Source organism: Wohlfahrtiimonas sp. XWW7 (genome assembly GCF_056716055.1).
On sequence record NZ_CP168032.1, the window covers coordinates 492251 to 504784 of the forward strand.

Below are 12534 nucleotides of genomic sequence, written 5' to 3' on the forward strand. Positions count from 1 at the left end.
ATTATGATTTCATTGCATTCACATAATCATCAGAAGTTTTATCAAAGTTCTCTGCCATTGTTTGTGTTGGTTTGCCCATTAAGCTCACAACAAAGATCACAACACATGCTAAAACAAAGCCTGGAATGATTTCATATAAGCCCAATAACGGCATAGAAGATAAGATTTGATCCACTTCAACGCCATTGCTTGCTGCTAACCATTCTTTGATTTTCGGGAAGATGATGACTGTTAATGCGCCTGTGATCATACCCAACAATGCGCCATTACGAGTCGTTTTACGCCAGAAGATTGAGAAAATAACAATCGGACCAAATGCCGCACCAAAACCAGCCCAAGCATACGATACTAAATCCAAGACTTTGCTTTCAGGATCATGCGCAATGTAGATGGATAAGGCAGCAACTGCAAATACCATCATTCGGCCAATCCAAACTAATTCTTGCTCTTTGGCATCTTTACGCAAGAAACCTTTGTATAAATCTTCCGTCAAAGCACTTGATGCAACCAATAATTGGCAGCTCAATGTACTCATTACTGCTGCTAAAACACCAGATAATACAATGCCTGCAACCCAAGGATTCAACAATACTTTTGCCAATTCCATGAAGACAGTTTCTGCCTTACCTTTGATTACCGCACCAGTTGCAGGATCAACACCACCGATCACCGACAAACCTTGTTCAGGATATTGCAAGAAGTAAGCATAACCAAAGAAACCAACAGCAACTGCACCCGCCAAACAAATTGTCATCCATGCAATTGAAATACGACGAGCATTTGGAATCGTTTTTACCGAATCAGCCGCCATAAAGCGAACCAAAATATGTGGCTGGCCACAGTAACCCAATCCCCAAGCCATCAGTGAAATGATCGCGATCCATGATAACCCATGGGTAAAATTCAAATGAGATGGGCTGTGACTACGAACTAATTCAATGCTAGATGCAATATCAAAACTACCAACATCGCCCACTTTGAAAATCACAACCATTGGTACTAGTAACAATGCGAAAATCATCAATGTTGCTTGTACAGTATCTGTCCAACTCACGGCCAAGAAACCGCCAATGAATACATAAGCAATCGTTGCAAATGCACCAACCCACAATGCTGTTTCATACGTCATACCAAATGTACTTTCAAACAAACGCGCACTTGCCACAACACCCGAAGCACAGTAAATCACGAAGAAGAATAAAATAATAATCGCCGCGAAAATTTTCAATAAACGAGTATTGTCTTCAAAGCGTGCATGGAAAAAGTCTGGCAATGTCAAAGCATCACCTGCTTTTTCTGTGAACATTCTCAAGCGTCCTGCCACGAATAACCAGTTTAAATAAGCACCCACAGTTAAACCGATCGCGATCCAAGAACCTGAAATCCCCGAAACCAAAATCGCCCCAGGTAAACCCATCAATAACCAGCCGCTCATATCTGATGCGCCCGCTGATAAGGCTGTGACAAAACTACCTAAACGACGACCGCCTAAAATATAGTCAGATAAGTTTTGTGTTGTACTATAAGCATAAAAGCCAATACCAATCATGGCGACAATGTAGATGAAAAACGTTATATGTAAAGGTTGTAAACTCCCCATAAATCCTCCTTAAAGTTTTGCCGATAAACCAATCAATGCAGCATCACCGCCAATGGCAGCTGTATTGATGGATGTCGAGCGTTCATTCATAAATCTTGACAAATATAACGGCCCGCCAGCTTTTGGTCCAGTCCCCGATAAACCATGACCACCAAAAGGCTGTAAACCTACAACAGCACCCACTTGATTTCGATTCACATAATAGTTACCAACACGCGCATGCTTTTCAATCACATCAATCATATGATCATTACGCGTATGAATGCCCATCGTTAAACCAAAACCTGTTTGATTCACCTCATCAATGCATTTCAATAAATCATCTCGTTGATATCTCACTATGTGCAATATCGGGCCGAAATGCTCCTTCGTTAACATCTGAATTGAATCAATCTCAAACACTGTGGGCGCAACAAAATAGCCTTGCAACTCAGCATCCACATGAGCTTGAGCCACCAATTTATTTTGTGCTGTTAATGCTTCAATGTGCGCCATTAAACCATCTTTAGCGCGTTGATCAATCACACAGGTCACATCAGTTGTGCGATTATACGGGAATCCCACAACATAATCTGCCAATGCACCTTTCAAAAGCTCAACAATTCGGTCAGCAATCTCCTCTTGTAGATATAAAACTCGTAATGCGGAACAACGCTGCCCTGCACTGACAAATGCTGATTGCAATACATCGCGCACCACTTGTTCAGGCAGCGCGGTTGAATCTGCAAACATCACATTTTGCCCACCAGTTTCGGCAATCAATGTTGCAATAGCACCATCACGGTTTGCTAAATTCATATTGATCGTTCTTGCTGTTTGCGTTGAACCTGTAAAACAAACACCTGCAACACGAGGATCAGTGGTTAAAATATCACCCAATCGTTGGCCTGATCCTGGTAACAATGCAATCACATTTCTCGGTAAACCTGCTTCAAATAACAATTCCAACACACGATAAGCGATCATTGGCGTTGCTTCAGCAGGTTTTGCGATCACTGTATTACCAGAAACCAATGCTGCGGCGATTTGTCCTAAATAAATTGCCAATGGAAAATTCCACGGACTGATGCAAACAAAGATTCCTTTACCTTCACGATAGTAAATATTGCGTTCGCCAACTGGACCTTTCAGCTCTATTACTTCGCCATATCGGCGTGCTTCTTTGGCATAATAACGGCAGAAATCAGCCGCTTCACGAATCTCATCCACGCCATCTTGAATGGTTTTACCAGCCTCCATCGTGCACAATGCAATTAACTCAACGCGATGATGCTCTAATAAATCCGCCATTTTTTCTAAAATCTCAGCACGCTTTTCAACTTTAGTATCATTCCAAGTTGGCCATGATTTTGCCAATTCATTCAATGCGGTTTTAGCTTGTTGATCCGTTGCTGTACCAACTTGCCCTATCTTGTGCGTTAAGTCAAAAGGCGCAAATGCATCATAATTATCATGAAACTCTGCTAATGTTTCACCATTGATCACAGGTGCAGCTCGCCATTCTCGCTTTAACTCATTCTGATAAGCGATTTCAAAAGGTTTCCATGTGCTTGTGAAGTTCATATTTAAACCACGGGAATTCTTTCGATCACCATATAAATCATCTGATTTTGCGATCAATGGATTCTCTATCGGCTTATTCTGATTCACCAATAAAGCAGGATGTTCAATCAAACCATCAATCGGCACAGTCGGATCAACCAATTGGTGCACAAACGATGAATTTGCACCATTTTCTAATAAACGACGCACCAAATAAGGCAGTAAATCATTATGTAAACCAACAGGCGCATAAATACGCACATTTTTACGATATTTCTGGATCACTTCATTGTATAAAGCTTCTCCCATGCCATGTAAACGTTGGAATTCAAACTGATCATTGTCATGCTGCTGACTAAGCTCAAGAATCGTCATTACAGTTTGTGCATTATGCGTTGCAAATTGTGGGCGAATCACGCCTTTGGCTTGGCTTAACATAAAACTTGCACATGCTAAATAAGAGACATCCGTATTTTCTTTGCGTGTAAACACAGGAAAGTTATTCAAACCACGGATTTGTGAATCTTTGATTTCTGTATCCCAATATGCACCTTTCACTAAACGTACAGGAATTTGAATACCCAGTTCTTTACCCAACAATGTTACCCAAATCAATGATGGCATCGCATGTTTTGCATAGCCTTGAATCACCAATCCTAAACCACCCCATTCACCAATTTCTGGTACACGAACAAGCTTTTCAAATAATTCTAATGAAAGCTCTAGACGATCTGCTTCCTCTGCATCGATGCTAATTTCTACATCAAGCTCTTTACCCAATAATGCGAGCGCTTTCACACGCTCAAATAATTCTGTCATCACTAGATGCTTTTGCGAAACATTGTAACGTTGATGCAGTGCTGATAATTTAATGGACAAAGAAGGCTTAGGACTATTCGGCATGGCTTTCTCTTGCCCAACAGTTCTCAATGCATTCATATAGTCTTCAAAATAACGCTCAGCATCTTCTCGAGTCATCGCAGCTTCGCCGAGCATATCAAATGTGAATGTATAGCCTTTTTCACGTTGTTTCATGCCATTTTTTAAAGCTTCAGGCATGTTTTCACCAAGCACGAATTGTTTACCCATGACTTGCATTGCAAAGTGTACCGCTTGGCGGATCATAGGTTCACTCATTGAATTCACAAGCTTTTTAAATACGCCACTCGCCTCATTCACATCCACAATATTATTGGTGAGCATTAAGCCCCAAGTGGCGAAGTTCACAAGCTGCTTATTACTTTTGCCTTTATGCTCTTCCCAATCAACGCCAACAATCTTATCTCGGATCAAAGCATCTGCACTTTTCTTGTCAGGAATACGCAAAAATGCCTCTGCCAAGCACATCAAAACTAAACCTTCTTTAGAAGTAAGATTATATTCACGTAATAAAGCATCGAGCGAACTTTCAATATCAGGCTGATGACGGATCGCTTCCACCAAGTGATAAGCTTTTTGATGTATGTTTTCTGCAACACTCGATGTTGGCTCGATGATTGACTTTAAAGCTACTAGGCACTCTTGCTCATTCTGTAAATAAACTTGCCCTATTTCACTAAAAAACTCATTTGAGTTTAATTGATTTAGCCCATTGCCATTCATAATGCGCTTTAAATCGTACATTGTTCAGCCTCCGAAAAAATTATTATTCAATTTATGTAGCTTTAATGTAGGCTCATCATGAAACAAAAACAATTCATTAACAAGTAATCTTTGATAAAGATAATGTTTTATTGAGAAATTTTTTATTTTAATTAAAAAGTCATAAAATAATCACTTGCCAATATATTTCAATGCATTATAAAAACAAAAAAGCCCACATCAACAAACTGTGGGCAAAGTGGGATTATATTTATAAATTTTTAAATAACGTACAGATCCACATATTCATTCACTGGAATCTCACTGATTGCTTTCAAATCAAGCGAAGCATTCAGTATTACCTTTTGCTGCTTCTCAGGGAAACGACGCGCCAAATTCACTTTGAATTTTTCAATTAATAATGGAATACCATCTTCTCTACGACGTTTATGCCCAATTGGGTATTCAACCACTACTTCATCCAGAACCGTGCCATCTTTCAAAGTGATCGTTAATGCATTTGCAATCGAGCGTTTATCAGGATCATGATAATCTTTAGTAAATTGCGGATCTTCCACACAAACCATCTTGTCACGCAGTGCATCAATCGCTGGATTGCTTGCGATATTATTTTCATAATCCGCAGCAGTTAAGCGACCATAAATTAATGGCACTGCAACCATATATTGAATACAGTGATCGCGATCCGCTGGATTATTCAATGGGCCTTTTTTATCAATGATGCGGATACATGCTTCGTGCGTACGAATTGTGACTTTCTCGATGTCTTCAAAAGTTTTGCCTTTGCTATCCAACACACCTTTCAACGTCATTGCTGCTTCTACTGCTGTTTGTGAGTGGAATTCTGCTGGGAAAGAGATCTTAAATAGAACATTTTCCATGACATAGCTACCATAAGGACGTTGGAATTTGAATGCCTGACCTTTGAAAGAGACATCATAAAAACCCCATGTTTTAGCCGTCAACGCTGATGGATAACCCATTTCACCTTTCTGAGCCATCAATGCTAAACGCACTGCGCGTGAAGTTGCATCACCCGCCGCCCAAGATTTTCTTGAACCTGTGTTTGGTGCATGACGATAAGTACGGAGCGATTGGCCATCTACCCAAGCCAATGACACAGCATTCAAAATTTCATCATTGGTTAAGCCTAACATCTCTGCAACTACAGCAGTCGAAGCGACTTTCACTAAAATTACGTGATCCAAACCCACTTTATTGAATGAGTTTTCTAAAGCAATACAGCCTTGAATTTCATGTGCTTTGATCATACCTGTTAACACAGCTTTCATTGTTAATGGCTTTTTACCATTAGCAATGGTAACACGTGATAACCAATCTGCTACCGCTAAGATACCGCCTAAATTATCTGATGGATGGCCCCATTCAGCGGCCAACCATGTATCGTTAAAATCCAACCAACGAATCATTGCACCAATGTTAAATGCTGCTTGTACAGGATCTAATTGAAATTGTGTACCTGGGATTTTTGCACCATTTGGCACAGTTGTTCCTGCCACAATTGGGCCCATTAATTTAGTACACGCGGGATAATCTAGCGCTTCTAAACCACAGCCCAAAGTATCCAATAAACAGTAATGAGCTGTTTGATAAGCCAAGTCAGACTTAATCTCATAAGCTGTTACATAAGACACAATATCCTGTATTACTTGATCAAATTTTTGCATTTCTTTTTCCTTAAAATAAACAATTGATTGATCCGTTAATGATTAACGTTCATTGATGAAAACAAATTCCATTGGCTCTGGTCCTGTGTACTCAGCCGATGGACGAATAATTTTGTTATCTTTTCTTTGCTCGATGGCATGTGCTGCCCAGCCAGATGTACGAGCAATTGCAAATAGTGGTGTAAACATCGCTGTTGGCACGCCCATCATGTGATACGAAACAGCAGAGAACCAATCCAAATTCGGGAACATGCTCTTTTCACGCATCATTAATTCTTCGATACGCTCTGCAATGTTGTACATTTTCAATGAACCTGCATCCACAGATAAATCATGGGCAACTTTTTTGATCACAACATTACGTGGATCTGCCAATGTATAAACAGGATGACCAAAACCGATGATGATCTCTTTATTCGCAACACGGCGCAAAATATCCTCTTCTGCCTCATCGGGCGAGTTATAGCGCTGCTGAATTTCAAAAGATACTTCGTTTGCACCACCATGTTTTGGTCCACGTAAAGCGCCGATCGCACCAGAAATACATGAGTACATATCTGAACCTGTGCCTGCAATCACACGACTTGTAAAAGTAGATGCATTGAATTCATGCTCTGCATATAAAATCAATGAAACATGCATTGCACGAACATATTCATACGAAGGCGCATGACCATGTAATAGATGTAAAAAGTGACCACCCAAAGAATCTTCATCTGTTTCTAGCTCGATACGAATGCCGTTATGGCTATATTGATACCAATAAACTAACATTGAACCCAAAGATGCCATTAAGCGATCCGCAATATCGCGCGCACCCGCACAATCTTGCCCTTCTTTTTCTGGCAAAATACAGCCCATTAAAGAAACACCTGTTCTCAATACATCCATCGGGTGCGATGATGCTGGTAATGTTTCCAAGGCTTTTTGGACGTTCTTTGGTAAACCACGCAGAGTCTTGAGTTTTTTCTTATATAAATTTAACTCATTTTGTGTGGGGAGTTTTCCATGAATCAATAAATGAGCGACTTCTTCAAATTCACAATGTTCAGCTAAGTCTAAAATATCATAGCCGCGATAGTGCAATTCATTGCCATTTAAACCCACCGTACAAAGCGCTGTTGATCCCGCGATCATACCTGATAATGCTACAGATTTTTTAGGGCGAAACGTCGGTGCAATAATTTCTAATTTTTGAGTCATAACTGCATTCTCCTTTGGATGGTTTTCTATCGCTTTATTATTTTTTTTGCGATGAGAATAACGAATCTAAAAATTCTTCATAATGGTAATAATTGATGCTTTGATAGAGTTCTTCACGCGTTTGCATTGTATCCACGACACTTCTTTGTGTACCTTCTTTACGAAGTGTTTCATACACATTCAACGCAGCCTTATTCATAGCGCGAAATGCTGATAATGGATAAAGCGCAATCGCGACCTCAACAGTACGGAGCTCATCTAGCGTGAATAATGGGGTTTGCCCGAATTCGGTTAGATTTGCCAATACTGGTACTTTAGTTCTATCGACGAACTGTTTGTACATTGATAACTCTGTGATGGCTTCTGGGAAAAGCATGTCTGCACCCGCTTCGATATAAGCTGCCGCACGCTCTAAAGTTTTTTCCATCCCTTCCACAGCGAGCGCATCCGTTCTTGCCATAATGACAAAATTTGGATCTGTTCTTGCATCCACTGCCGCCTTAATACGATCTACCATCTCTTCGGTAGAAACGATTTCTTTATTTGGGCGATGACCACAGCGTTTTGCTGTCACTTGATCTTCAATATGAAGACCAGCTGCCCCTGCCTTTGTATATTCTTTCACTGTACGAGCGATATTAAATGCTGTTGGACCCAAACCACTGTCTGCATCTGCAATGAGCGGTAGATCACACACATTGGTAATGCGATCAATGTCTGTCACAAAATCATGCAGTGTTGCAATCCCTAAATCTGGTACACCCAAAGAACCAGCTGCAACGCCACCACCAGATAAATAGATGCTCTTAAACCCTGCACGCTTTGCCAATAATGCGTGATTGGCATTAATCACACCCACTAATTGAAGTGGAGATTCCACTGCCAAGGCTTCTCTGAATTCCTTACCTTTAGATTGCCCAACCATAATCGCTCCTTTGTTTGTTCTGTTTGTTTTTGTTGTGTTCATTCTGGAATGATTAAAGCAATTAGCGTGCCAAGTTTTATTTTTATGTAGTTTTTTTGTAATAAATTGTTTATCTGATTGTTTTATATCACTAGAAAATAATTTTCATTTCCCATCAATAAATTATTTTCTTAAACATTATTGTTTCAATATTCAGGATAATGTGGAACAATTGAAACAATATGCTTAAATTTGAAACATAATAACCATGAAGACAGATAAAAATTTCAATCGCCCCACAATTTGGACTGTATCCATTACGCATCTCTATGAAACTTTTCAAGAAATTAGCAACGAATTTTCTGAGATAGCCGAAATCATTCCTGTAAAAATGAGCTTTGAAGATGCCGTTAGCTACATTAGAACAGCTACAAAAGAACTTCAATGTGATGCAATTGTCGCGGCAGGTTCCAATGGTGCTTATTTAAAAGATCGTCTCTCGATCCCCGTCATTACTGTGAAAGAAAGCGGTTTTGATTTAATGACAGCATTAGCGAATGCAAAAATGATCAGTGCTAATATCGGCATCATTAGCTACCGAAAACCATTTCCAGCACTCTCTAAATTCAGAGATGCTTTTGGCATCAAAATTACAGAACGTATCTATTACACCAAAGATGATGCCAAAATCGTTATCAACGAGATGAAGCAAGCGGGCATCGGAGTGATTGTGGGTGCAGGAATGATTACGGAGCTCTGCCGTCTAGCCAATATGCCATCGGTATTTTTATATTCCACAGACAGCATCCGTGATGCATTTAAAAATGCCATTAAAATTGCCAAACAATCCATGGCACTCAGAGATCGCCACACTAAAGAAAATAATTTCTCTCTACATGCTAGATACCATCTCAGTGATATTAAAGGATTTTCTCCTAGTATAGAACGAGTTCGTGCTGCGATTATGCTCTATGCTAAAACGCCTGCACCCACATTAATTCAAGGAGAAAGTGGTACAGGAAAAGAGTTGATTGCCCATGCGATCCATCATGAATATACCGCACACTTTCAACATAAAACGGGGAAAAAACAGCGCCCTTTTGTTGCCATTAACTGTAGTGCAATTCCCGAATCATTATTAGAATCTGAATTATTTGGCTATGAAGATGGTGCCTTCACAGGTTCGCGCCGCGGAGGTAAAGCGGGTGTTTTTGAAATCGCCAATAATGGTACACTTTTTTTGGATGAAATCGGAGAAATGCCGCTATCTTTGCAAAACCGCTTGCTCCGTGTTTTGGAGGAGAAAAGCATTGTACGCGTAGGTGGTTATAATCCCATTCCTGTGGATGTTAAAATCATTGCGGCAACACATGCTCATTTAGATGAATGGGTCAAAGAAGGAAAATTCAGACTCGATTTATTCTATCGTTTAGGCGTATTGCGCATCTTTAATCCTCCACTTCGTAAACGTGGCCGTGACATTATTCTATTGGCAGAAAGTTTATTGAAACAAGCCTTAACTGCACTCAACATGCCAATTCGCCAAGATTATTTAGTGGCGTTACAAACTTGTGATCGCGCCTTATTGAACTATAATTGGCCAGGTAATATCCGTGAATTACGCAATATTATGGAGCGTGTTGCTATTTATCTCAAAGCCAATCCGAGACAATTGCCATCCAGCGATTTGATTCTAGATCTATCAGATGAACGATACATCTATAGCGATGAAGAAGATGATCACTCTCTAGAGACCAAAAATAGCTCTGAAGAGGATCATCTACGCGAGTTATTGAAACAATTTAAAGGCGATAAACAGGCCATCGCTAACTATTTGGGCATCAGTCGCACGACATTATGGCGACGACTTAAAGCCGCACAATTAGATCATTGATACAATAAAAAAATAAGCAAAAACTAAAATAAACTAATAAAATATTAACATATATTTAAAATTAACCACAGGCAGTGCGATAATGACTAAAGGCTTTACATTAATTGAATTAATGATTGTAGTCGCAATCATTAGTATTTTAACCATGATAGCTATGCCAGCATATCAAGACTACACAAAGAGAGCATATGTAACAGAAGCAATTTCATTAACCATGCCAATGAAAGAAGCTATAGTTGAACATTATGTATTAAATGGTTATTTACCATATGGCACGGCAGACTTAAATTTACCATACACGGAAATAGAATCAGGTAAACCAATTATTGGCGTACAAGGGCAAATGACAAAAGGAATCTCTTTACAAAAAGGCGTTATATATATTCACTTTAAACCTCAATTACAAGATTATGATGAATCTTCTATACATCCTGTAGAGATCCCCATAGTTCCTTTTGTTGCGAAAGATGCAGGATCTATACAATGGATCTGTGGTAATGCTGCAATTCGAGTTAAAGATATACTAAAAAAGCAATATAGCATTGATGTCACCACAGGGGGATCGAACAAAAAAGGTATCATAAAAGACAGATATTTACCTGCCAACTGTCGATATTATGCATCCACACCTATTGGTTAACAATTCGTTCCTACATGAGTAAACGTAACAACATGCCTATAAGCAGCTAAAAATCATTTAGCTGCTTTTATTTTCTCAATCCTTTAAATTTTCTCAGGGAACTTAATCACCCAAAAATCACTGATATTATCAGGCTCAGCTAAAGGCTCAATGGCAATAGTTGTATCCACTGCTTTACCATCTAACATGAGCTGCTTATTGTCATTCAGCGCATAATCTTTCATTTTACTTTTACCAACAGGATTAACTAAGGTTGTTTGCACGCCAAAGTCATTATCATTGATGATGGCAATTGTGCGATCATCTACAAGCGCTAAACCTTCTGCTTTCTCTTGCCTCCAACCATATTCACGCAAATCAATTAACAACTCTTTATCCGCCAATTGAATGCCACGTTGATTCAACTCATCCATAGTATTGAATTCAGGCGGTTGTGTTTCATCAAATTTAGTTAAATCTGAAGCGTTCTTCATATTCACGATGTAAACCAAATTACGCATTTCACCATGTTTATCTTTACCTTGCTCAATGAGTAAAATACGATCTTGATCCAATGCAACAATGTCACCGATTTTGGCATCTTTAGATGATTTATAAGCATCGACATCGATCGGATAAGCCATCATTTTTGTTGCTTTTGTTTCAGGATGATAGCTTACTAAACGTGTCAATACAGCTTTGCCCGCCGTTTTATTATCAATATCTAGTGTACTTTGAACTGGTGCAAGAATCGTGCCATCGGTTAACCTTGCAATGCCCTCAAAGCCACGATTGGGTTGGCGCCATTTAATGATATTTGGTAAGCCCGTCGCAATGCCTTTTTCTGCTGCATTCGGTGTTGGACCTAATTGTTCTAAAATTTTCCCCTGCTGATCAATGCGAATCATAAAAGGACCATATTCATCGCTCAACCAGAAACCGCCTTCACCATCTGCAACAATGCCTTCAAGATCCAAGCCATTCGTCGGGCTTTCCAATATATCTAAAGTTTCTGTCAATGGAATTTCGTGAGTTGAACCGACAAAACCTTTTGGCAATGGTAAACCAGAGATGTTGCCATTTGCATCTTGTAATGGACGAGGATTCGTTGCAATCGCACCTTTTTCACTCACTGTAACATCCATCATCAATGGCGTATAATTTGGCACAATGAAGATCTTTGTATTGGTGCCATTCACTTGAGGAGAATCTGCATTCGGCCCGCGATCTGTCACCGTTACAAATTTCAACTTACCATTATCTTCACCCACAAAATATAAGCCAGAGCCAATACCAATAGGCAATCCTTCAGGGAAGGCAGATGCAAATTTACCTTGATATTCAACTGCTTTATGTTCAGGAAAAGCCACTTCATAACGATCAATGACTATGTCATTTGACCATGCAAAACTTAGACTTGAAAATAATGCCAATGAAACTAAAGTTTGCTTTAAACGCATTTTTTACGCTCCTCATAGTAGA

At 39.6% G+C, this 12534-nt stretch carries 8 protein-coding genes; 2 read left to right on the forward strand and 6 right to left on the reverse strand.

Features of this window, described 5'->3' with window-relative positions; translation table 11 throughout:
• Position 1 precedes the first annotated feature (1 nt).
• From putP to prpB, 5 genes are all read right to left on the reverse strand, one after another.
• Positions 2–1600 (reverse strand): sodium/proline symporter PutP, encoded by a 1599-nt coding sequence (putP, locus tag ACA100_RS02515; RefSeq protein ID WP_481078440.1) that lies wholly within the window; start codon positions 1598–1600, stop codon positions 2–4.
• A gap of 9 nt (positions 1601–1609) precedes the next feature.
• On the reverse strand, positions 1610–4765 hold the full coding sequence (putA, locus tag ACA100_RS02520) for a bifunctional proline dehydrogenase/L-glutamate gamma-semialdehyde dehydrogenase PutA (protein WP_481078441.1): 3156 nt from the start codon (positions 4763–4765) through the stop codon (positions 1610–1612).
• A gap of 239 nt (positions 4766–5004) precedes the next feature.
• The gene (locus ACA100_RS02525) at positions 5005–6432 is read right to left on the reverse strand and encodes a bifunctional 2-methylcitrate dehydratase/aconitate hydratase (RefSeq protein ID WP_481078442.1); all 1428 of its coding nucleotides are present in this window, start codon (positions 6430–6432) and stop codon (positions 5005–5007) included.
• A 42-nt stretch (positions 6433–6474) separates the two neighbouring features.
• Positions 6475–7635 carry a bifunctional 2-methylcitrate synthase/citrate synthase gene (gene prpC / locus ACA100_RS02530; RefSeq protein ID WP_481078443.1) on the reverse strand — a complete coding sequence of 387 codons (1161 nt, stop codon included), beginning with the start codon at positions 7633–7635 and terminating at the stop codon, positions 6475–6477.
• Positions 7636–7672: 37 nt separating this feature from the next.
• The gene (gene prpB / locus ACA100_RS02535) at positions 7673–8560 is read right to left on the reverse strand and encodes a methylisocitrate lyase (RefSeq protein ID WP_481078444.1); all 888 of its coding nucleotides are present in this window, start codon (positions 8558–8560) and stop codon (positions 7673–7675) included.
• Between the two features lie 247 nt (positions 8561–8807).
• On the opposite strand from prpB, the gene prpR reads away from it, so the two are divergent.
• Together prpR and ACA100_RS02545 are read left to right on the forward strand one after the other, a co-directional pair.
• Entirely contained in the window at positions 8808–10433 is a 1626-nt protein-coding gene (gene prpR, locus ACA100_RS02540) for a propionate catabolism operon regulatory protein PrpR (RefSeq protein ID WP_481078445.1), read from the forward strand.
• A gap of 82 nt (positions 10434–10515) precedes the next feature.
• Entirely contained in the window at positions 10516–11073 is a 558-nt protein-coding gene (locus tag ACA100_RS02545; protein WP_481078446.1) for a pilin, read from the forward strand.
• A gap of 83 nt (positions 11074–11156) precedes the next feature.
• Here ACA100_RS02545 and ACA100_RS02550 read toward each other — a convergent pair whose 3' ends face one another.
• The gene (locus ACA100_RS02550) at positions 11157–12512 is read right to left on the reverse strand and encodes an esterase-like activity of phytase family protein (RefSeq protein WP_481078447.1); all 1356 of its coding nucleotides are present in this window, start codon (positions 12510–12512) and stop codon (positions 11157–11159) included.
• Positions 12513–12534: the final 22 nt, after the last annotated feature.